The organism is Ktedonobacteraceae bacterium, from assembly GCA_035653615.1.
Taxonomy (GTDB): Bacteria; Chloroflexota; Ktedonobacteria; order Ktedonobacterales; family Ktedonobacteraceae; genus DASRBN01.
The window spans coordinates 184,702-205,942 of the sequence record DASRBN010000037.1 but is presented as its reverse complement, the minus strand read 5'-3'; the positions used below and the strand labels follow the sequence as shown (position 1 = coordinate 205,942).

At 56.2% G+C, this 21,241-nt stretch carries 18 protein-coding genes; 5 read left to right on the top strand and 13 right to left on the bottom strand.

Translation table 11 applies throughout. The features are described from left to right. Positions 1 to 62: 62 nt before the first annotated feature. From VFA09_22035 to VFA09_21995, 9 genes are all read right to left on the bottom strand, one after another. On the bottom strand, positions 63 to 848 hold the full coding sequence (locus VFA09_22035; protein HZU69966.1) for a hypothetical protein: 786 nt from the start codon (positions 846 to 848) through the stop codon (positions 63 to 65). A 201-nt stretch (positions 849 to 1,049) separates the two neighbouring features. Beyond that, positions 1,050 to 1,490 carry a hypothetical protein gene (locus VFA09_22030; GenBank protein ID HZU69965.1) on the bottom strand — a complete coding sequence of 147 codons (441 nt, stop codon included), beginning with the start codon at positions 1,488 to 1,490 and terminating at the stop codon, positions 1,050 to 1,052. Between the two features lie 4 nt (positions 1,491 to 1,494). Continuing rightward, complete coding sequence (locus VFA09_22025; protein HZU69964.1) at positions 1,495 to 1,857, bottom strand: hypothetical protein; 363 nt, start codon at positions 1,855 to 1,857, stop codon at positions 1,495 to 1,497. 56 nt (positions 1,858 to 1,913) lie between these two features. Next, positions 1,914 to 3,086, bottom strand: a complete 1,173-nt coding sequence (locus VFA09_22020; protein ID HZU69963.1) for a hypothetical protein — start codon at positions 3,084 to 3,086, stop codon at positions 1,914 to 1,916. A gap of 265 nt (positions 3,087 to 3,351) precedes the next feature. Continuing rightward, entirely contained in the window at positions 3,352 to 3,945 is a 594-nt protein-coding gene (locus VFA09_22015) for a hypothetical protein (protein HZU69962.1), read from the bottom strand. 23 nt (positions 3,946 to 3,968) lie between these two features. Further along, positions 3,969 to 4,259: a hypothetical protein gene (locus VFA09_22010; GenBank protein ID HZU69961.1), complete on the bottom strand. Its 291-nt coding sequence runs from the start codon at positions 4,257 to 4,259 to the stop codon at positions 3,969 to 3,971. Positions 4,260 to 4,288: 29 nt separating this feature from the next. Next, the gene (locus VFA09_22005) at positions 4,289 to 5,140 is read right to left on the bottom strand and encodes a hypothetical protein (GenBank protein HZU69960.1); all 852 of its coding nucleotides are present in this window, start codon (positions 5,138 to 5,140) and stop codon (positions 4,289 to 4,291) included. A 314-nt stretch (positions 5,141 to 5,454) separates the two neighbouring features. Beyond that, positions 5,455 to 7,560 (bottom strand): hypothetical protein, encoded by a 2,106-nt coding sequence (locus tag VFA09_22000; protein ID HZU69959.1) that lies wholly within the window; start codon positions 7,558 to 7,560, stop codon positions 5,455 to 5,457. Then, the gene (locus tag VFA09_21995; GenBank protein HZU69958.1) at positions 7,557 to 8,084 is read right to left on the bottom strand and encodes a hypothetical protein; all 528 of its coding nucleotides are present in this window, start codon (positions 8,082 to 8,084) and stop codon (positions 7,557 to 7,559) included. Before VFA09_21995 ends, VFA09_22000 begins: the two co-directional genes overlap by 4 nt. 535 nt (positions 8,085 to 8,619) lie before the next feature. On the opposite strand from VFA09_21995, the gene VFA09_21990 reads away from it, so the two are divergent. Beyond that, positions 8,620 to 8,775, top strand: a complete 156-nt coding sequence (locus VFA09_21990) for a hypothetical protein (protein ID HZU69957.1) — start codon at positions 8,620 to 8,622, stop codon at positions 8,773 to 8,775. Here VFA09_21990 and VFA09_21985 read toward each other — a convergent pair. Continuing rightward, positions 8,756 to 9,895, bottom strand: coding sequence for a hypothetical protein (locus tag VFA09_21985; protein ID HZU69956.1), 1,140 nt, complete (start codon positions 9,893 to 9,895; stop codon positions 8,756 to 8,758). The genes VFA09_21990 and VFA09_21985 overlap by 20 nt on opposite strands. A gap of 397 nt (positions 9,896 to 10,292) precedes the next feature. On the opposite strand from VFA09_21985, the gene VFA09_21980 reads away from it, so the two are divergent. From VFA09_21980 to VFA09_21970, 3 genes are all read left to right on the top strand, one after another. After that, entirely contained in the window at positions 10,293 to 13,682 is a 3,390-nt protein-coding gene (locus tag VFA09_21980) for a helix-turn-helix domain-containing protein (protein ID HZU69955.1), read from the top strand. A 140-nt stretch (positions 13,683 to 13,822) separates the two neighbouring features. Beyond that, complete coding sequence (locus VFA09_21975) at positions 13,823 to 14,524, top strand: hypothetical protein (protein HZU69954.1); 702 nt, start codon at positions 13,823 to 13,825, stop codon at positions 14,522 to 14,524. Positions 14,525 to 14,715: 191 nt separating this feature from the next. After that, positions 14,716 to 15,489 (top strand): CAP domain-containing protein, encoded by a 774-nt coding sequence (locus VFA09_21970; GenBank protein HZU69953.1) that lies wholly within the window; start codon positions 14,716 to 14,718, stop codon positions 15,487 to 15,489. A gap of 10 nt (positions 15,490 to 15,499) precedes the next feature. Here VFA09_21970 and VFA09_21965 read toward each other — a convergent pair whose 3' ends face one another. From VFA09_21965 to VFA09_21955, 3 genes are all read right to left on the bottom strand, one after another. Continuing rightward, a complete protein-coding gene (locus tag VFA09_21965) occupies positions 15,500 to 16,699 on the bottom strand; it encodes a Gmad2 immunoglobulin-like domain-containing protein (GenBank protein HZU69952.1) in 1,200 nt (399 codons plus the stop codon). Positions 16,700 to 16,899: 200 nt separating this feature from the next. Further along, complete coding sequence (locus VFA09_21960; GenBank protein ID HZU69951.1) at positions 16,900 to 19,038, bottom strand: acetate--CoA ligase family protein; 2,139 nt, start codon at positions 19,036 to 19,038, stop codon at positions 16,900 to 16,902. 134 nt (positions 19,039 to 19,172) lie between these two features. Next, positions 19,173 to 19,844 (bottom strand): class II aldolase/adducin family protein, encoded by a 672-nt coding sequence (locus VFA09_21955; protein ID HZU69950.1) that lies wholly within the window; start codon positions 19,842 to 19,844, stop codon positions 19,173 to 19,175. Between the two features lie 294 nt (positions 19,845 to 20,138). On the opposite strand from VFA09_21955, the gene VFA09_21950 reads away from it, so the two are divergent. After that, complete coding sequence (locus VFA09_21950; protein HZU69949.1) at positions 20,139 to 21,239, top strand: serine protease; 1,101 nt, start codon at positions 20,139 to 20,141, stop codon at positions 21,237 to 21,239. The last annotated feature ends 2 nt before the right edge of the window (positions 21,240 to 21,241 follow it).

Below are 21,241 nucleotides of genomic sequence, written 5' to 3'. Positions count from 1 at the left end.
GTTCAGGCGCTCCGGGCGACCTCAAAGTGTTTTTTCTTAAGGGCGACCACAAGGGTACGCCCCTACAGATCTTCTTGTCTTCTGTGCTGCTTTGGTAGAGCAAACAAACCCACCTGGACCTGCCGCATGATGGCCTCTAATTCCGCATCCAACACAGGCATTGATGCCTGCTGTACAGCATTCTGCGTTGGGGTCGATGGAGTTACCGGTACTTGAGGAAGAGGGGTCACCGGAGCCTGGTCGGTGGACAACCTCACGCCTATAAGCTGATCAGAGGACGATCTCACGCCGGAAGTCTGCTCCTCGAGTGGGTTTAGGCCAGCGGATGACCGGTAGAGGGCCGATTGATCGCGCTCGTGGTCGCTCCTACGAATGTCCGGCATTTCCTGTACAGGTATTGTGGGAACGGCATTGTAGACCGGTATTGCTGGCATTGCAGGCACGGGTGTGTCAGGGAGGGACGGCGTTCTGAGCATTTCGGGAATAGGAGTCGTGGGGTTATAGCCGGCCGGTAGCTCCGCTTTTTTTGCCCACGGCCAGGATTCTTGCTGCGCGCTTCCCAGAGTATTTCCATAGTTTTGACCATAGGGTAGATGCGCGCCGGAAAAGGCAGCACTTCCCTGGTTGACGGGTTCTTCCCAGGATGCGCTCTGTTTACGCCTGACATAGACTATTCCGGCGCCAATGATCGCCAGGATAAGCAGCAGGGCTATTCCCACTACAAGCGGTGAAAAACTACCGGCATTCGTTCCAGAATCCGCCAGTATGCTGTGGTTATCAAATACACGGGCCAGGCCACTGTTTGCGAGAGTAGCGAAACCTGTTGTCAGACTCGACCAACTTTGCATGCGAATGTCCCTCATTCAGTACGATTGGCAAAAAAGATACGGAAGCGACACACCCGGTCGCCTTTTGAAATCCCCTTGCCTGAAGTGTAGGAGATGATGAGATTAGTGTCAAGCAAGGGGGTAAATGGTACCAGAGCAAGCGCAAGAGCGCGCCAGGTGGCCCCCAGAAGTCAGGACGAACCCTTGCAATCGCCCTGGTTTCTACGCCTCGACCAGCTCTATTGCTACCTCGTAGGAGAGCGCGGGCGCGCCGCCGGTGGAGAGGGAGACTTGCTGGATATGCAGATCGTAGACCTGTTCGGCGTAACTATCGAAGTGGGTTGCGATGGCAGTACTATTGAGGGGATCGGTGAATTGGAGAATGGTGCCGGTGGAGTTGAGATAGCTGGAACGCAGGGCATCACGATATTGCTGCCCAGAAATGCCGGTTGGGGTGCCGTCGTACTTGACCAGGTCGTTCAAGCAAAGGATGATCATGCTCCAGACGCGCTTGCCGGGTCCCAGATCGACGTAGGATTCGCCCCCGTCGGCGCGCACGGTGGCTTTACGCACGCGCGGCTGCTTCATCTTGTAGGTGCCGGGTTTGATGAAGTAGCCGGTGCCGTCGAGGATGATTTCACAGTCCTGACCAATGGTGGGCATGGTTTCAGGCCTCCATATCGGGATCATCGCCGCCAGAGGGAGGCTGGCTGCCGCGAATACGCGATGTCTGCGTCAGGTTGCCGGAGCGGTCATGGATGCTGACGAGGTCGCCATCAATGGTGATGTGCAGTCCGCGCCGCTTCAAGGCCGCGCGAATGGTCATGATAACATGGCTCAAGCGGGTGTTCTCTTTTTCCAGGGCGACGATGCGATCTTGCAGCGAACCGATTTCGCTCTGCAAGGCTTTGATAACACGGTCTTGAATCTCGTTGGCGGCGCGGTTGAAACCATGGCGGAACGCGACGATGCCACCCGCGGTCAGTCCAAAGGTGACGCAGAGGTTTAAGATGGAGATGAAATTCAGCATGGGTGCTCCTTTGTACGACTGGGGCGCGATCAACCTGGCCCCTACGGGACGAGCGATTAGAGGCGTTCATAACGGGCGGCAATATCTCCCCAGTGTACGCGACTGCTGACTGTGAAGTCGCGCTGGTTCTTGATCTCTTGCAGGCGAGCTTCGAATTGCTGCATTTTGGATTGAGCGGCGGTGAGCCAGGCCGTTGGAATCTGGGTATCATCGACACGGTCACGCAATGCGCCATCCTGGAAATCGAAGTTGTCGTTGGTGGGAACCTGGTAGGCTTCCATAGCATAGGCGGAGGCGCCGAGAACGATGATGTCGCGGTGGACTTCGGGGATGGTCGAGCCGCTGGCATCGAGCTGGTGTTTGGTGGCATAGAAGACGCGAATGACGGAAGTGGCATCCTGTGGGAGTTCAGCGGAGGAGAGCTTGAGGGTAAAGCTGGGGGCAATGGAACTCTCCGGGCTGCTGCCACTACCGATGTTGCCCTGCGCGCCGAGATTGCCGCCGGCAGCGAGCGCGGCGGTGCTGTCGAAGATGTTGGAGTATTCAGCAAAATCACGCTCGAATGGCGGCCAGAGCATAACGCCGCTGGTATTGACGGCAGGCGGCGAGGGTTTGTCTGCAAGAGCACTATCGGGCGCGGCATCGGTATAGGTGGTAGTGGTGTTATCGGGTAGTGTCGCGAGCAGGTAGAGGACGAGGCCGCCGGCGAGGGAGCGATAGAGGTTGCGGCCAATGACGATATTGGTGGCGACGCCGGGCGTGGAGGTGTTGGCAGGACCCAGAGGAATGGAGGCGAGATTGACCTGCTGATTGCCGCTAGTGGTGGTGACGCTGGCGAGCGGCGAGGGAGTGGTTTCGCCGCCCTGCGAAAGAAAGGTGACGGTGTAGGAGTAGCTGCCAATACCCAGCCCGCTACCGGCGACGGCGGAAGCGGTCATACCGGCAGGTGGGGGCGCGAAGTAGCTGCCATAGACCTGCAAGGGATACAGGATGCGCTCGATCCACCAGACGGGATACGAGGAGTTCCAGGACTGGGGATAGGGATAGGTGCGCTGAAAAGGCTGCGTATGCAAATCGGCGAAGGCAATATTGGGGTAGTACTGGCTGTAACGGTCGACGGCCTTATCGATGGCGCGGTCGATGTCGGAGTTCTGCCAGCGCTGGTTCGGGCCGCCTGCGGGGTCGAAGAGGTCCTGGCGAACGGCGGTTTCGATGTCGGAAAGCAGCATTGTGGTATGCTCCCTGGATGAAGTGTATTGATTTTTGACGAATGAGCAGGACTATGGGGCCGATGATGGATTTAACCAACCAAAACGGTCATCCGAGCCGCCCCGCTCGTGTCATGCTGAGCGAGAGAAGCCGAAGCCCTGAGCGGAGCGAACGGGGAAGAAGCTCCGGCGCGCTGGACACGGATTCTTCGTTTCACTCAGAATGACATGCCCTGAGGGGTGCTTACCGATTTTGCTGGTAAAAATTCATCATCGGCCAAACTGGTCACATCACATAACCATGCGTGTATAAGGTAACGGTGGCGGCTCCCTGGTTCGCGGTGATGTCGATCTGGCCGTTGGTATCGACCTGCAGCAGTCCGCCGCCATTGGCATATTGATTGGCTACCTGGATATTGCCAATCGCGGCATAGGCATTGTGATCGGATGCCCCGTGTGGCAGCAATTGAATGGATGCACCAACGGTGGGGCTGGTGAAGTAGGCTTTGTAGATGACACCGAGGGCGCCGGATGGGATGCCGCTGCTGCCGCCTGTCAGCGTAAAGGTCTGGGTTGTATTGGCGGCAATAACAGCGGCGTTGATCTGGCGGTAGCCAGGGACGAATACGACTCTGCCGGGCGACGGTGATGGCAGGCCAGAACCGCCATTAGGAAACGTGGCAATCACCACAGCGTCCTGCGGATTCTGTTCGTCGAAGAAGAGGACAGCGCATAGCGCACCGGCCAGCCCGGAGGTGCCATCGATGGCATTGGATATGGGAACGCCGGTGAGGAATGTGGAGGTCGCTTCGAACAGCAGTACCGAGGCGGTATAGGTACTGGCGGAGAACGCCTGGATGATGCCACGTTTGATGATCACGAGAAGCTCCTGTTCCCTATCGACTACGCGTCGTCGCTGGCCTGCCCGGGCGAAGTCTCATTATCGCCACCCGCGCAGGCATGGAAGCTGGCGGCGGTATAGCTGGTGCCAAGCACGCTGTTGACGGTGGTGGCGATATTGGCAAAGGTCTGCGTGCCGGATGGGTCAACACGGAAGAAGGTGCCATCAGCAGGCATGGTGCCATCGGATGCCTGCTGAAAAATGCAGAGCGTGCGAAGGTTGAGGTAGCTGCCCGCGGGGGCAATCTGCCCGGAGTTATAGCGGCCCCATGTAAGTTCCGCGAGGTCTAACATGTCTTTTTTCCTTTCTGTTGTCGCAAACGTTAATACTCAAAGTAGCGCAGGGCTACGATAGATGTGCCACTGCCGCCTGGCGCGCTCCAGACCGTGAGGCCATTAGCGGATCCCTTTGGCAGGTAGATCCCCGAGCCGGCGGGGATGAACTCAAATGGCGTGTTGTTCTGAATCTGCGCGTCGTCCAGGTAGGTGGTGGGCATCACGTGAACGGCAGTATCATAGGTGACACTGGCAACGCTGGTGGTGGCGCTGCCTGCTTTCAGATTGATCAATGTTGCCGCGTTGGGATAGGCCGGGTCTGAGGTTGTCAGTGCCAGGCGAAATTCTCCGGCGGCACCGTTCAACTCCACACGTATGCTGTAGATGACGATATCTTTACCGCTGGCGGCGGGGTTGAAGATCGACAGTGGATAGCCGCTGGTAGTCTGGGTTGCGACCGACAGGCGGCCATAGTTGGCGATAAAAGCCTTGTCCTGCACGGCGGCGTAGCGGGACTGGTCGGCGCTTGGATAAGGGGTTGCGACGCCCACGGCCTGCCCATTGATATAGTTCGCCGTCTGCAAGCGACCCGACGAGTCGAGCAAAATGGGCGTATCGCCGGGGTTGGTGACTTTGCCATACAGGCTGGCCTTGAGCAGATTATTCAAGGCCTCAAGCGGCAAAACCACGACGGAGGAACCATTATCGCCGCTCACCGGCAGGCCATTTGTGCGGCCCACCGGAGAACCATTGATCTGTGTGATGTTCGTCGGCCCGCTGGATACCGACGCATTGACGTTGAGCTTGCCCGTAGTATCAACGGATAGCCCCTGCACCTGGCCGGAGGGATTGAGTCCCCCGGCCAGTGCCGAGCCGTCGTTGCCTATGTAACCGGTCATATTCCACCTCTACTAGATGCCCCGGTAGAGGCCGCGGAAATCTACGACCGCCCCGCCATATTCGTGCCGCACTTTGTACACTGTTGTTACTCACTCTTGCGAGTGGGGTCCGTCATTTCTGCGGACCTCTCTACATTCCTGTAGAGGTCAGACTATGGCATCACCCTCTTGCGAGGGGCCGCTCGCTTAGTCGTTACACCCGGATAGCTCTTGATGAGCTGCCTTGGCCCGGCGTCACCCACTTATTTCAGTTGGGGCTTTCACCGAATTCAGAGCGGTTCTTCGACGGAGATTACTCTCCGAAGCTCCTGACGTTAAGAGATGACGTCCTGCGTGAAATTCAGCCCATAGAGGGGCATATCTTGCACGAAGAGCGCGGGGTTGACCTGGCCGCCCACAAAACCGATTTCGATGGTGTCGACTACACGGGGGTCGGCGGCGAAGAACCATTGCGAGGTGTTCGTAAGCTGCGGGCTGATGATAGGGGTGACATAGCCCATCATGGGGTTGATGTCGTTGTTGTTGCTGCCCGGAACGCCTGCCGATTTGGTGGCAACCATGGCCGTCCATTCCAGTTCGGGAGGGACGATCAGGAAACTGGGGCGCAATCCCAGGCGCTTGCCGGCGAAGTTCGTCTGCTCGCGCATGGCCGTGACGCCGGACTGCATGGCAGAGGTCGAAAGCGCTGAGGAACCCAGATTGTTATGGGGAGCGCCGGAGGTGAAAAGGGCGCTGCCATCATAGATGGTCGGGTTGGCCGAGAGGAAAGCATATACAAATTCTGCCAGCGTGTAGGCCGCCGCTACCGCCAGCTTCGTGGGAATCTGCTTGATGGCGAACAGGTCATCGTTGATAATGGCCTCGCGCGAGACCGTCACCAGGTTGCCACGTTTGGTGGGGACGTAGGTGGCGGCGGAGTCGGTCAGTGAGATGGTGGTATAGGGCGTATCTTCGGCAACGGTCGAAAGCGAACCGAAGGCACCCAGCCGCACGCGGGTCTGCTGCTTGAAGTCCTTGATCGGTGTAATAGTGACGAATCGCTGCCATTCGGCGGGCCAGGCCTGGTAATCTTTGAGCAGGCGCTTGTTCATGGAGGTGCCGAGCAGGTAGGAGAATGAGGCGGTGGTGGTGTCGGCTTCTGAGATGCGCATGATGGGGGCGCTCTCAGATATCTGAATCTGGCCGAGCTGCGAGCGGTCGCTGAAGCAGGCGATGCTGGCATCGCCGGTCACACGCGCATAGGCTTCGCGAATGCTGGCGAATGGGCGGATATTACCAAATTTCGGGTCGATATCCAGGTCAAACATGCGGTCAAAAGCGGCCTGAATCTTTTCGGCCTCGGTTATCTGGCTGCCAATTTCAGGCTTTTCGTAATTGTGGCCGCGAATCAGGCCTGATGCGGCAAGCTCGGCAATCATCTGGCGATTCAGCGACAGGTCGCGCTCCAATTCGGCCATCTCAAAGATGCGGCCCGCGTAGCGCGAGCGAATCTGCGCTTTGACCGGCTCGGGAAGGATGGATTCAAGAAGGCGCCTTTCCAGTGCCAGTTGCGCGCGCTCCAGGCGGAGTTCTTCGAGCAAGGAACGAGACTGTTGCTCCAGAACGTGTTCCGCGACACCGGAATCGACGGCTTGTGTGTGTTCGATGGAATTGGACGAGGAGGTATCCGGCTGCACGCCGGTTGAGGATGCGATAGAGCGGTCTGTATTCTGTGTGCCTATCGCGTTGTCTGGTGCTACAGTAGCAGTGATGTCCTGTAGTTCGTTCATGAGAATGGCTCCTTCAGAGGTAACAGGTTGTGAGGTAGACGGTGTAGTTATACTCTGTAATATGTGCTGGAAAGCCCCTCCAGCGCTGGGGCGGGTCACAATATCGCAGGAATTGAGAGACAGCACGCGCGTGACCTCTTTCAACGGCTGTGCTGCCAGCTTTGAGGAGGCAGAGATGCCTGCCTCCTGCTGGCCGTTACGAAACTGCCAGGTACCGTAGATGTCAATCGAGAGGCCGATAAGTTCGGGATGCCCCAACGAACAGGCCTCGCGTACCATGCTCCACAACCAGTCGGCGGACTCTAAAATGTGGAGCGTCGCATCGACGCGGCCATGCCGCGCAGAGCCATCGGGAGGGATGTAGACCGGGGAGGTGTAAAAACCGACCATGTCACGTACCGAACGCACCTGGCTATCAGTACCGGCACCGGCATGATCGACGTAGGCCTGGGCGTCTTCCACCAGATTGGCAATCGCGCGCAGGGCATCCTCATTGTAGTAATAGCCATTGATGCTGGCACCGCCTCGAATGATGGTCACGCGCACATCGCGACGCTTGTTCCCCTGGTCGAATTGCTGCCCTTCGCAGATGTGGCCTTCCACGCGAATAGCCTGTACAGAAGGTTCGGGAGAAACGGCCAGGCCATTCATAGCTGTTTCCTCTCTTCATCTTCCAGGCCCAGTTCCAACCTGCCCAGCCGCCTGAGTCGCGAGGTCATGTCCTGCGCACGCGTATAGAGCGATTCAGGAGTGAGGTCCGGCGGTAATTGCTGCATATCTGGACTATGTAGCAGGGTCGCGAGCGCCGGGCCGGCAAGCTCTCCCGGTCGTTCGTCCATGATCACCTCCGAACGTGGCGGCATGGCAGGCGGGTACGCGCCCGGCGCATGATGGCTGTCAACGTTGGGTAAAACGAGTCCACCGGGAATGGTGTCGAGGGCGCCTGGAATATCCGGCATGGTCAAATCGGGTGAGGCCGGGTCGGGTTCATCGACGGCGGGCCGATCAAGGTCTCGCGGGACCAGGGGCATGGTGAGGTCCGGCAGTGAAGGATCGGGGCGTCGTACGTCCGGCACACTGAAATCCGGCATGGCCAGATCGGTCATGCTGAGATCGGGCACGGAGAAGTTGGGAGCAGTGAAATCGGGTGGATTGAGATCGTTAAGATCTTTCATCGGGGGACTAACCTCCTGGGTGGGGAAATGGAGCGGACGGATAAAACATACGAAGGTCGACGGAGCGGAGTTTTTTGCTGTAGCAGGGGCAGCGCAATGAAGCAAGCGAGCTACGTAAATAAGTATAACCGCTCGCTTGTTAAAAGTCAAGGGTGATTCCCCATAAGTGGGTGAGAGATTCTTCGCTGCACTCAGTAAACCACGCCGAACCATCTACCGCGGCAACAATAGTGATCGGGTAGCTCAATGGTGTAGGGAGAATAAATTCCCGAATAATTCCATCGGTCATATGGCCAATTCTATTAGCTCCGTTCTCAGTAAACCAGAATGAGCCATCCGGTGCGGCTGTTATTCCCTGGTCATAAATCGTCCAGTTGGTAATAACGTATGGCGTAATCGTTCACAAGCTGGCACTATTTCCGTATTCATGTTTGGATTCCTTTTTCCACCTGGATGAGCTACAATTCGCCCGGTGCGTCGCCTCTTGTGGAGAAGTATTTGTATTATCTAACTCGTGCCGGTAGCGCATGCATTTATGGTGTTTGACAAAATAATCGGCAATGGACACGAGGCCGATGAATCGGCGCTGGGCGCGATCAATCGGCCCCTACGCGCCTGCGGCGCGGGGGCGATTGATCGACCGGTTGCCGGATTATCAGGAATGGATCGGTCTATAGCGGTTCTACGGTGACGGGGATCATCAACGCTGTAGCGTGGCCATTGGTGGGATGCCAATTGAGCGTGAGATGCAGGTCGGTAGAGTAGTCCGCGGCCAGCCGTTTCCTGTCCGCGACCAACTTCACGGAAGCGACCTGGCGTGGCTCGATGGTGCCAGAAAGCAGGTCCGGCACTAACCAGGCTGCATCAGAAACGATCTCCCAATCAATTCTTTTGTTATTGTCGTTGGGGATGGTCAGGGCGGATTGTCCATGATCCTGACCTGGCTCAATGGTAATGATGATGTTTGGCGGGACGAATGGTGGGGGTTTTGGGCCACCATCATCGTAATAGACGTAACTGACGTAGAAGTCGATGGGAACCTCTATAGATGTCGAAGCGCCATCAATACTCGAGGTCAGGGTCAGATCGGTCATATAGGAATAGCCCACAGCTAACTGCGCCGTATTGACCGTGACATCGATATACGTCGACTTATGCGGTGGAAGAAGGCCACTGCTTGCGCTAACCGTCACCCCGTGAGCCGCATTGATATCGAATGCCTCCTCAACACTGGACGCGCTGATCCTGTGTTCTATCTTCTTCCTCATGCCCAGTCCTGATTTACCTACCCCGATTTGAACATCCCATTTTACCTGGCGATCATCGGGGTTGTTAATCGCCAGCATCAAGGTTTTGGTGCTGTCCGGAGTCAAGCCACCGAAGTTGAGCCCCACTTGCAAGGGAAGTGGTGCCACTGTGGGAGAGGCCTGCGCTGCGTTTTCGTCTTTGGCGACTGAAACCTTGCCTGTCATGCTACTGCTCATGGAACTGTTGTCTCCTTCCGAAGAAAATGTGAGTGTAACGGTATGCCCTCCAGGGGTAAGGAAGCGGGCATTGGCGGTGATACGAATGGATTGCCGCTCTCCTGGTTGGAGGACGCCATGATCTGGCTCCAGTATCAACCACGCGGCACCGCTAGCCTCGGCCAGCCAGATCATGGGCTTTGTGGTGGTATTGGTAATTACTTGTTGGAGCGTCTTTGAACTTCCCTGGAGTAGAGAGCCAAAATCAAGCAGGCTCTCGCTCAAGGCTGGAGGCTGCGGAGAAGGTTCTACATAGGCAAAACGTTCCTCCTTGCTAAGGCTATCCATTGCTCTACGTTCTCCTGTTTCTTTTTATTTACTGGCCCTGAAGAGGACAGGCACCGGGCACTGGCCCTCCAGGCCGGGCGGTGCTTGTTTACAGGACATGGTTTGACATGTTCTTGACAAGTTCCGCGAAATCTTGTACTGTGCAGCTTGTATACTTCTTGATGCAAATACTTTTGATATGCTCAAGCATATCACATATAAAGCGTTGAAGGTACAAGCGATATTCATAAGTGAATGACCATACCTTCATCCGTAAGTCTGAACGCTGGTAGCGTGTGTTTTTCCCATATGGCTTTCAGATGGATTCGGTAGACCGCTCACCCGGCTTGTAGTGATGTGCCGGGGTCAAGGGACGGGTGCCCCTGTGGAATAGGGAAGGCAAGAAGGGGGAAATCCTATGGACTATCAAGAGCATGTACCGAATGAACGGCTGATACGCGCACGCCTGGAAAAAGGATGGACGCAGGCTCAACTGGCAGAGGAAGTGGGCACGACATTTGAGACGGTGAGCCGGTGGGAACGTGGGATTGTGATTCCCGGTCTGTACTATCGTCAGAAGCTTTGCCGCGTTTTCAATAAGACGGCGACCGAGCTGGGGTTCGATGATACGAGTGCATCTTCGCTGGCAGCAGGTGGAGCGCGGGTTGTCTTTCTTTCATCGGCTTACGCGGATGCTGAACGCAAATTTGTCGTCTCACTCAAGCAGGAACTGGCGATGCGCGACATCACGGTGTGGAGCAGCGGGCTGGTCAAACGGCAATCGGCGCATCATAAAAGTGGTATCCTGGAAGAGGCGATTCGCGCCGTTCAACTCGTGCTGGTCATTGTTTCGCCACATAGTAAGGGATCGACGCATGTCCGGCATTCGCGCAACCTGGCCAGGCATTTCAAACGCCCGGTATGCGAAGTATGGATCGAGGGTGAGTCACTTGAGGATTGCCTGCCTGAAAACTACGGGGAGCCGGGCATAGTTATCGATGCTCGCCAGGCACGAGAACCCTCGCTCTATAACCAGATTATCGCAACCATAGAGCGGGTCTGGCTGACTCCTGCCGATCCGGGAACCATCGAACTGTCCGAGCCAATGTGGAACGTACCCGAACCGGCCAGGTCGCTGGTCGGGCGGGACATCCCACTCGCGAAAGTAAGCGCGCTACTGCGGGGGCCGCGTACCAGGCTTATAACGCTTACAGGCCCTGGCGGTATCGGCAAAACGCACCTCGCGCTGCACGCCGCGATGGAGACGCGAGAACACTTTGTGGATGGCACCTGCTTTGTTGCGCTTACCGCCATTCATGACCCGCTGCTGGCCGTGCCGGCTATTGCCAGGGAACTCGGCATTCGCGAACACAGCGATACGCCTTTACTCGAGCGCATCAAAGCAGCATTAAAGCAGAAGCGGTTTCTCCTGCTCCTCGACAACTTCGAACAGGTACTGGAAGCATCAGACCAGCTTGTTGAACTCCTGGCGGCCTGTCCCTATCTTAAAATGATCGTCACCAGCCGCACGCGCCTGCCGGGACTTGCTCAACGCGACGATGAAGCGCGGTTTGTGCTGCTGGAACTGGATACGCTGGCACAGAATGCGGCAGTCGCACTTTTCGGACAACGAGCGCGGGCCGCGCGCAGCACATTTGAGATCACCGCTGCGAATCGACCCGCGATTATTGAAATTTGTGAGCGCCTGGATAAGTTGCCGCTGGCCATTGAATTGGCGGCAGCGCGCATCGGCTCACTATCACCCCAGGGACTCCTGGAGCGCCTGAAGCAGCATCCACGCACCACGATAGATCATATCCTGGTTGATGTGGAGAAGGATAGCAGCGATCGCCAGCATTCGTTACAAAACACGATTGGCTGGAGTTATCACTCCCTTAGCGCTAGCGAACAGCGTCTTTTCCGCCGCTTTTCTGTTTTCGCGGGCAGCTGCGCCCTGGAAGCGGTGGAAGCGGTGTGTGAGGCGTTGGATGGGGAATCATTAGATATCTGGAAGCACGTAGAATCCCTACTCAATAAGAGCCTCTTGCGGCCTACAGAGCAGAAAGGTGAGGGCCGCCTGTACCTGCTGGAGACAATTCGCGACTATGCCCTGGAACGGCTCAAAGAGAACGGTGAATATGAAGCGACACGCCGAGCCCATGCCGCATATTATTTGCGGTTAGTTGAAGAGGCCGAGCCGCATTTGAAAGACGAGCAACAGGCGAGCTGGCTGGAGAAATTAGAGCGGGAGGTGGAAAATCTGCGCGCGACCCTTGACTGGTTCATTACTAATAAAGAGGAAGGGCTGGCGCTGCGTTTCTGCGCCGCGTTGGGCCGCTTCTGGCGCCTGTATGGCTATTGGAGCGAGGGCCGGCGCTGGCTACAAACAGTCTTATCCCTAAGCCCCGCTTCAGATACCGGATTAAACCCTACGGCTCCGCCGCGTAGGGGCCGGTTCACCGCGCCCACCGCCGATTTATCGGCCACCGGCGGATCGTCTTATTCTCTCGTCAAACTCGATGACCCCATCAGTGATAGCGAACTCACTGCCGCCTCAACCTTGACAGCGCGAGCCCGCGCGCTTTATGCAGCAGGTGACCTGGCTTATTACCAGGATGATAATGATGAGGCACGCAACCTTTTAGAGCAGACGGCAAAGCTGAGCCGGACCATTGCTGACCACGGAACCCTGGCCCTGGCTCTGAGTACGTCAGGGCTGCTCATGCATGTACCAGGCACTCTCGCAATTGCCCATGCCCTACTTGAAGAAAGCGAGCAATTGTGCCGCAATCAGCACCTGCCGTGGGAACTGGCGTATGTGTTGCGCAGGGTAGCTCAGCATTATGTGCAGGATGGATACCTCAAGAAGGCCATCGATGCTGCCACCGAGGGACTGGCATTGGCGAAGAAGTTGGGAGACCGCTCCCTTGCCGCCTATATCTCAGGTACGCTGGGTGAAATTGCTGCCCGCCAATCGGACATCGTGCAGGCCATCGCCTATAACCGTGAAAGCCTCTCCTTCGCCAGGGAGCTCAATGATAAACATTTGATGGCGATCACGCTGAATAATCTCGATTACTTCTCCGCCTTGCAAGGAGAACCAACATTGGCCAGTAATGCTCTGGATGCTCTCAAACTTGCTCGCGAGTTGGGCGATCAATTGCTTATCAATAAGGTACTCAATACATTGGGATACACGGCCATTCGCCAGGGCAATTTCCCCCAGGCCTTAGTCTGGTATCGTGAAGCGCTCTCTCATGCTATAGAGTTGGACAGCAAGGAGCGCATTGGCTGGAACCTCTACGGCCTGGCCCTGGTTGCCGGAGCAGAGGGGCAACCCGCGCAAGTCGCGCGCCTGCTTGGAGCCGTAGAGAAATGGATGGATATTTCAACCGGAATGCTTCCCGCCGAACGAGATGAATATACTCGCCTGCTGGAGAACGCGCAACATCAACTGGGTAAAAGAGCCTTCGCTGCCGCCAGGAGCGAGGGGCGCCAGTTGACGCCCGCCCAGGTGCTGGTCGCTCCCCGCCTGCAGCCGGTCGTGGGCACGCCTCCACCGCCCAAATATCCCGATGGACTTACCCATCGCGAAGTTCAGATGCTCTGCATGATCGCCGAGGGGTTGACCTACCGCGAGATAGCCAGCAGGCTGCAAATCAGCCCGCGCACCGTCAACACCTATCTTACCCGCGCCTACAGCAAGATTTCGGTCAGCAGGACGCAGGTCTCCGCAGGTGGAGAAACAAGCACCATCGCTTCGCGCATTGCAGCCACTCGCTATGTGGAAGAACATGACCTCTGCTGATCCCCCGATTACGTACTCGATTACGTACAGACGTATCCAAAAATAGACGTATAAATACGATATATTCCTTGTTCGATGCCTGCTACACTTAGCGCAGGGTTAAAAGTGATTGCCACGGAGTCGAACGAGGAGAGACGAATATGTTTTCAGACGCACTACATGATATGGATACACGCACACTGATAGAAGGATGCATCAGGGAGCTACAAAGTTATAAGCGCGGAGAGCCATCCAACGGTGACTACAGCCTGGCCCTGTTCCATCGCGCACTGATGCAACGGGATAGCCTGGCATGGGAAGGTCTGCAGCAGTGCTTCGCACAGTTAATGTACCAGTGGCTGTATTGCCACCCTTTACGACGGGTCGCGTATCGTCTTGAAAGCGACGAAAACTATGTCGCGCAGGGCTTTGCGCGCTTCTGGCAAGCCACGACCGATAGGCAGCAAATCGCTTTTCCTGCTCTGGGCGCCGCGTTGAAGTACCTGCGCGTCAGCCTGCACGCGGTAATCGTGGATACGCTGCGCACCTACGCGCGATCAAGTATTGTTGGGTTACCTGATGGCGATGAACCGGGAACGCTTTCATGCGAAGACGAGTATGAAACCGGTGAGCTCTGGCAGACCATTCGCTACCTGCTCCCGGATGAGCGCCAGCGACGCGTGGCCTACCTGCTCTATCACTGTGGCCTCAAGCCCAGGGAGATCGTCCAGTTCTGCGGCCAGGAGTTCAACGATATCGAGGAAATTTATCGCCTGCGCCGCAATATCATCGACCGCCTGCGCCGCAATGCCGATCTGCTGTGCAAGCGTTCTGGCTTCGCCAGCCCTCCTGGGGCGGCATAAAAAACGGCTCAGGCCAGTAAGGGCGGGAGCGGAGACGCGGCAGCTCCGCTCCAATAAAAATCAACCGGATTCTCCCACAAAAGTACCAGATTCATGCTACTCAAACATTGTATCTTGTCAGAACATGCTACACTCTGTAAAGACAGTAAGTAACGGAGGAGTTTGTATCTGAACTGGAAAGGCGCCGTAGCGTGAAGAAAATCTGGTGGAGTCTATTATGCCTCGCGTTGATGGTATTGCTGGCGGCATGCGGATCTCAGGTCGTCTATCAATCCTCGTCGTCGAGCAATTTCACCAGTTATTCGATCAGCCAGACCGGTGTGCAGTCTTTGCCTACACCAACACCGCCCCAGTTCTCCATCCCCAGTCAGAAGACGGCTCCCACGCCGCATGTACAGCCCACTATAAATACTCCTCACCCTACTGTTACACCGGGCGGGCCTACTCCACCACCGCCATCGAACTGCATCACCTACAGCAACGATACCACGCACGTGCCGCCGGCGAATGGCTCACTGGACGCTCCCTACGGTCCCGCGCCTACCTCCAGTGAAGCGCAGCAACTCACCTGGCAGCTCTTCCAATTGATCAATAGTGATCGTGCCGCCTGTGGCCTGCCCCCGTTCGCCTGGAATAACACCCTGGCATCCGGCGCGTTGCTGCACAGCTGGAACATGTATCACTGCGGCTTCAGCCACACCTGTCCCGATGGTATGACGCAGTACCAGCGCATCGCCAATGAGGGCTTCGCCGGCCTGAATGACTGCGGCGAGAACATCGGCGAGGCCGGGCCATACCCGACTCCCTGGGCGGGAGTCTACTCCGTACAGGAAAGCATGGCCCACGAACCCCCGGATGGCTGGCACCGCATCCACCTCTTCAGCACGACGCTGCACCGCATCGGCATCGGTGTCTACGTGGACCCGAACGGTTGGATCTGGTTCACCGAAGACATGGTGAGCTAGTCAATGCTCTCTAGTCTACGCCCTTGATCAGCACTTTTTCCATTACCGCCGTCAACACGCCGTTCTTCGCGCTAAAGGTCGAGAGGACAAGCACTCCCTCTTGAACACCGGCAGGGAAGGTGGACTGGTAGGAGAGGTTGCTCGAAAAGGTCGTCGCCCCATTCCCTATCGCTCCCGTCGCTGTAGCCTGTCCGAGGGAATTGTAGAGGTGATCCAGTACCTTTATCTGGCCGATCTGTCCCTCGAAGGCATTGCCCGTACCTTTCACGACCGTTGGATTGCTAAGAACAGACAGCGGAGCCGGGCCGGTGATAGACAAACCATCGACTGCCGCCGAGGTTGCTTCCCAGATGCCCCCGTTTGTGTTCTCCTCCAGGCGCGAAAGCGTCACGGTGATGCTTTCGCCGCCAATGCTGTTCGTGACACGCACAACGGCGTCAACATCACGAGCGCCGCCTCCGCTGAGCAGAGTGGTTGAGGAGCTTGTGGGCCAGTTGAGCAGAGTGGTAGCCAGGGCGCTGGCAACCATCGTGGGACTGAGTTTCCAGGGTTGCTGGCCCTGATTGACCTGCTCCTGATCGTTCTCTGCCTGGTAGCGTGTCAGGTCGGGGAAGATGCCGGGGAAGGCAATCTGCACCAGCGTGCCCGCCGTGTCGGACCATTTGAATTCCCGGAAGAGGTCCGCCGTCATCTGGGAAACCGGTTTGCCTGTGTTCAGCGCGGAAAGCTCGTCCGCGGACGCGGTCAGCACGGTGTTATAACCGCTGATCTTCGCCTTGCCCTGGACGAGTCCCAGCAACTGAAAGACGCGCGTGGGACTGGAACTGCTGATATTATTAAACACGTAGACATCCAGCATAGAGCCATCGTTGCTATGCCGTACCGTTACCAGGGCCTGAAGCGTAGGAGTTCCCATCAGGTTAGCACAATTGACGCTTTCTACTTTGTACGTGCCACTCTGTGCCAGGATAAAGGGATTCCAGTAAGCAGGATTTTTGGTGGCGCCAGGACATGCCTGCACACCCAGGAGAACAGCGGGTGTTGGAGTGGAAGTCGTACTCCCGGTGCCATTAGTGGTACCCTTTGAGGCTGGCGTACTGCCCTTGCCAGCATTGCCACTACAAGCCGCGAGCGCAGGAATAAGGAAGAGCAATACAAGAAGGCCGATACCCAGGAATGAGCGTCGAAAAGATGATGGAGTTGTTTTCATTAAGAGTATTTCCTCTGTTTGATGTGATCAGACATAGTAAAAGGACTTAAGCATAAAGATTTTTTCAATGGTAATACCTATAAGGATACATCCAGTACTACTGTAGCAGAGATTCTTTGCAATTTTTGTGATATGTCTCACATTTTTCTTGTGAGGCCGGTTACAGTTTGAGCCTGCGATGTCTGCGATTATGAGCTTTTTTACTTCGCCTGCCACGTCAGCAGCACATCCACCGCCTCGATATTCTCCCCGTAAAGCAGCAGTGGATTGATCTCCAACGCTTCCAATTTTCCCTCTAATCTCTGTGCAATCTGCGTAATGCGGAAAATGATATCGACCAGCTTCTCGATGTTGACGGGTGGTTGTCCTCGTGTGCCTTGCAGCAAGGGCGCACCGCGCAGCTCGAATAGCATGCGCCGGATTTCGCTTTTTGAGACGGGCAGAACGCGCACGCTCGTATCCTTGAAAATCTCGGCCCAGATACCACCCAGGCCGGTAGCCAGCACCTGCCCCCATAGCGGATCATGCAGGATGCCAACGAGCAACTCTATTCCTGCCGGGCGCATGGGGCTAACGAGTATACCTTCGATTGCTTTGCTGTAGCGAGCAGCAGAGTTCATAATTGCCGCAAAGCCCTCGCGCACCTGCGTTTCGTTCGCAAGATTGAGCAGGACACCACCTAGATCGGTTTTGTGCTGGATATCAGGAGCCTGGATTTTCAATGCTACCGGAAATCCATAGCTTTGTGCAACCCGCACTGCTTCCTCAGCGTCGTTTGCCAGCGTACCAGGCACAACGGGAATGCCTTGCGCTTGCAAGAATTGACGGGCGGCGAACTCGGACCAGTTACCCGAGGGCACCGCAGGCAAAGGAAGAGGAGATAAGACATCTTGCTGTTCTTGAGGTTGTATAGATGCCTGCTGGCGTGTTTCGTACCACCACAGGGCTTTACCCAGCGCGGTCATGCCGTGTTCCATACCGCCGGCAAAATGGATGTCCGCGGTATCAGCGATGAAACGGCTAAATGGCGGCAGGTCGATACTGGTATTGCTCATCACGATGATGGGGATGCGCGACCGGCGGGTCAGCTCGCCCAGCGCTTTGTATTGTTCCAGGTACGATTCAAGCTGGGATGGTGGAGGTTCCACGCGCGGTGGCTCGGACAGGTAGACGATGAAGTCAAGGTGAGGATCTTCGATCACTACTTTGAGAGCCTGTTGCTGCAAGGTACGGTCAACAACGATATAGCCGGTAACGTCCAGGGGATTGTGGATGGTCGAGAACTCCGGCAAAACCTGGCGCAGCCGCTGCACCGTTGTAGGGGCGAAGTCCGGTAGTTGGATGCCCTCTTCTCCGGCACGGTCGGCCAGGATATCGCAGGCCCCACCCGATGGCGTCACCAGTCCCATGCGCCGGCCAGAGATTGGGCGGCTATATCCCAAAAGTCCGGCAGTGATAAGCAAATCCTCTAAGGAAGCTACACGAATGACGCCCAGTTGGCGGAATATCGCGTCATGAATGGCATCATTGCCAACAAGCGCGCCGGTGTGAGCTTTGGCGGCGCGGGCGCTGATCTCGCTCCGTCCGACCTTCAACGCCACTACCGGCTTGCCGCGCTCCAACGCTTTCTGGGCGATGCGCTTGAAGATGGCAGGATGGCGGATGGTTTCCAGGAAAACGGCGATGACTCGCGTCTCTTCATCCTCGACCAGGTAGTTCATGATATCCATGGCCGAAATCATGGTTTCGTTACCCATCGAAACGAGCAGGCTCAGGCCTATATGCCGCGCCTGGGCGAGCGTTATCACAGAACTTGCCAGCGCGCCGCTCTGCAAAACGACGCCGACAGGGCCTTTTACGAGCGGTGGTTGAACGGGCAGGCCATACGGCAGAATCTGGGCGGCGACATTGACGAATCCGTTCCCATTTGGCCCCAGCACGATCATATGCTGCTGGCGGGCGAAGTCCAGGATGCGCTGTTCTAACACCTGTCCCTGCGACCCCATCTCGCTGAACCCGGATGTCAGGATCACAACATTGGAAATACCGGCAGCGGCGGCTTCTTCAAGTACAGGATAAACCTGCCGCGTCGGCACCATGATGAAAGCGAGATCTACCGCCTCGCGTATATCGCCGAGTCGTTTCACCGCGGGTTCCCCGTGTACCACCTCGTAATTCGGATTGACGCAGTAGATAGAGCCGGTATAGCCGAAGGCCTTGAGATTCTGATAGGTATTGATAGACCAGCGCGACCTGTCCGTGGCGCCCACTAGCGCGATGCTGTGAGGATGGAAGAATGCCCGCAGCCGTTCGGTGGTAATGGATACAGGCGGGTTCATCGCTAGCTCCTTTATAGGATGGCTAATCCTTGGGGATCAGCGGTAATGAACTATGACAAATAATTGGACTACGGGGCCGATGAATCGGCCCCTACGAGCGCGCCATAGGCCACGATTGGCGCTGCGTGATTGCCCTACTGCGCCGACCCAAATTGCTGCATATGCTTGCGCTCGCGCTCAAGGGCATCGGCGGGCAGGGACTTTTCACCGCCGAGCGCGCGTGCCTCGAGCGTCAGTTGCGCCGCTTCCTCCATAATGATGATCAGCTGGGCGGCGGTGAGCGGATCGCGGCTGAAAGCCAGCAGTCCGTGATTGCCAAGCAGGACGGCGGGTACGGTGGGATGCCGCTCAAGCTGCTGCACGATGTTGGCGACCGATTCCTCTGAGCCGCGCGGCGCCCACTGTGCTACGGGGATATCCTCGGTAATGCCGAAGCGCAGGAAGGCTTCATATACGCATGGCAGTGCTTTATTGGCGAGCGCGAAGCTCGTCACGTGTGGCGAGTGTGTATGAATAACGGCGTTAACATTGCTGCGCAGGCGGTAGACGCACGAGTGCATACCGACGATCTCCCGCGCTACCGGGTCGATATCGCCCTCGACCGGGTCGCCATCAAAGGTGATCACGGTCAGTTGCTCAGGCGTCAGGTGCTCGATGTGGCCGGTTGCCGTCAGCAGCATCTGTCCCTCTTCGGGCAGGCGCACGCTCAAATTGCCATGCCCGCTGTGCGACATCACGCCTGCATGGAAGAGCATATTCGCGGCCTGAATAATTTGCGCTCGCTGTTCGCTGTAGCTCGAGTGCATAGTGCGTTCCTTTCTTTGAGAAGAAAAAATATCCGAAACACTGGATGTTTCAAAAAAGAGCGTATTAAATTGGGCCTGGCACTATTGTACATTACTCAGGACTCTCTTATTCGGAATTTGGAAAACGGTCGTCACGGTATACAGTTTTTGTATCAATGGAAGATACAAGTAATGAGAAAGGAAAGTAAAGTTCCTATTGACACAGCAAAAATAAAATCATATGATAGTAGTACTGGGGAGCAAGCCTTAATCGATTTTTGCTATGGGGGGTGGACGAGACATCAGGAGGAATAAATGGCCGGTATTCCAGGTACACTTCTCTTCTCCTTAAAAAGGGTTCTTGAGGATTGTGATGATGTCTTTCTCTATCCCGATGAACTACGAACTATTTTTCTAGATGAACGATTGAGGTTATGGCGCGCTGGTCTCCCTGAAGCCTCTTCTCTGGACAGGCGCGTCAGTCTCGTCATAGGATATCTTGCTGAGAAGTATCGAGCGAATGGCGAAAATGCGCTGGTTATTCTGTTAACGATCCTCACCGAGCGTTATCCCCCTGATGATGATCGCCACGAACGGTTAAGAACCCTGGCCGGCCAATTCGCATGGTTAAATCGACTCCGCTCGATAACCGCAGAAGCCACAAACCTTGAAGCTAACCCTATATCCGCTCAGATGCTTCCGGTAGCCGACGCGGAAAAAATGTTGGCCTGCGCTCGCTCAGTTGCTCGCATCGATCTACGACGGTCTCGTAAGGGCGTGTTAGAGGGCCGAACTACCGGTACCGGCTGGCTCATTACCCCCACGCTGGCCATAACCTGCTGGCATGTGATCGAGGCTGCTAAAGCTTCGCCATTGGAGTTAGACCCACCGCTCGAACTTTCCGATCTACAGGCTCAACTTGCCACAACCCTCTTCACCTTTGATTACACTACTGTTGCCAGGGGTATCCAATATGGAGTGGATCGTTTGCTGTATCCCAGCATCGATACAAAGAAACTCGATTTTGCTCTCATACGTTTACGAGATCGCGAGGATCACCCGCTAGCTTCACGCGGCTATTTGCGCCTGGATATACATGTTCCTCTTACGGTTCAAACCGCCCTTTACATTATTCAACATCCATTAGGACAGGAACAGCAGATGTCGGTCGATACCTTCGAGCGATTATCTCCACTACCGGGGCGCATTCTTTACAGGACACCGACCGAGCCGGGCACATCGGGCGCGCCCGTATTTAACCGCTTCAACTGGCGCGTGGTCGCCCTGCACAATGGGGAAAATAAGGCTGCTCATTTACGCGAAGGAACCCTGCTCGAGCCTATTCTGTCCGAATTGAGAGAACGCAAACCGGACCTCTATGATGAAATTATGGCTGCACAGAACGCAAAGGAGTAACG

Bases quoted from the DNA above. Each gene is read 5' to 3' on its own strand.
- VFA09_22030 (HZU69965.1), bottom strand. From the start codon at position 1,490: ATGCCCACCATTGGTCAGGACTGTGAAATCATCCTCGACGGCACCGGC.
- VFA09_21980 (HZU69955.1), top strand. From the start codon at position 10,293: ATGGACTATCAAGAGCATGTACCGAATGAACGGCTGATACGCGCACGC.
- VFA09_21975 (HZU69954.1), top strand. From the start codon at position 13,823: ATGTTTTCAGACGCACTACATGATATGGATACACGCACACTGATAGAA.
- VFA09_21950 (HZU69949.1), top strand. From the start codon at position 20,139: ATGGCCGGTATTCCAGGTACACTTCTCTTCTCCTTAAAAAGGGTTCTT.
- VFA09_21965 (HZU69952.1), bottom strand. From the start codon at position 16,699: ATGAAAACAACTCCATCATCTTTTCGACGCTCATTCCTGGGTATCGGC.
- VFA09_21995 (HZU69958.1), bottom strand. From the start codon at position 8,084: ATGAAAGATCTTAACGATCTCAATCCACCCGATTTCACTGCTCCCAAC.
- VFA09_21985 (HZU69956.1), bottom strand. From the start codon at position 9,895: ATGGATAGCCTTAGCAAGGAGGAACGTTTTGCCTATGTAGAACCTTCT.
- VFA09_22020 (HZU69963.1), bottom strand. From the start codon at position 3,086: ATGCTGCTTTCCGACATCGAAACCGCCGTTCGCCAGGACCTCTTCGAC.
- VFA09_21960 (HZU69951.1), bottom strand. From the start codon at position 19,038: ATGAACCCGCCTGTATCCATTACCACCGAACGGCTGCGGGCATTCTTC.
- VFA09_22000 (HZU69959.1), bottom strand. From the start codon at position 7,560: ATGAATGGCCTGGCCGTTTCTCCCGAACCTTCTGTACAGGCTATTCGC.
- VFA09_22010 (HZU69961.1), bottom strand. From the start codon at position 4,259: ATGTTAGACCTCGCGGAACTTACATGGGGCCGCTATAACTCCGGGCAG.
- VFA09_22025 (HZU69964.1), bottom strand. From the start codon at position 1,857: ATGCTGAATTTCATCTCCATCTTAAACCTCTGCGTCACCTTTGGACTG.
- VFA09_21990 (HZU69957.1), top strand. From the start codon at position 8,620: ATGGTGTTTGACAAAATAATCGGCAATGGACACGAGGCCGATGAATCG.
- VFA09_22035 (HZU69966.1), bottom strand. From the start codon at position 848: ATGCAAAGTTGGTCGAGTCTGACAACAGGTTTCGCTACTCTCGCAAAC.
- VFA09_22005 (HZU69960.1), bottom strand. From the start codon at position 5,140: ATGACCGGTTACATAGGCAACGACGGCTCGGCACTGGCCGGGGGACTC.
- VFA09_21955 (HZU69950.1), bottom strand. From the start codon at position 19,844: ATGCACTCGAGCTACAGCGAACAGCGAGCGCAAATTATTCAGGCCGCG.